Genomic DNA, 424 nt, shown 5'->3' on the forward strand with positions numbered 1-424 from the left:
ATTTCGGTTTCGAAACATCCATCGTCAATGTACGTTCGGGCACATCCACCTCTTTTGATTCGGACGGGAATTGGCGTTCAATCACCTCTGGTTTATCGAACGATTTCTTTGCTTGATCTTTTTTAACAAACGCCATCATTTCTTCCGGCTTCACTGCTCCCACGATAAACAGTAACATGTTGGATGGATGATAGAATGTCTCATAACATGTATATAAATGTTCAGCTGTAATGTCCTGAATAGACACTACAGTCCCGGCAATATCGATTTTTACCGGATGGTTTTCATAGAGGTTTTCAATTGTGCCAAAATATAATCGCCAGTCGGGCTGGTCATCATACATGGTAATTTCCTGGGCAATGATACCTTTTTCCTTATCGACAGTTTGCTTCGTGAAATATGGTTGTTGAACGAAGTCGAGTAA

General features: G+C 40.8%; 1 protein-coding gene. It reads right to left on the reverse strand.

Annotated elements, in window-relative coordinates:
* On the reverse strand, positions 1-424 hold a 424-nt coding region (locus CSV68_RS16720), incomplete at both ends, for a M16 family metallopeptidase (RefSeq protein WP_143561029.1).

Origin of the sequence: Sporosarcina sp. P29, assembly GCF_002743265.1 — a bacterium.
Classification (GTDB): Bacteria; Bacillota; Bacilli; order Bacillales_A; family Planococcaceae; genus Sporosarcina.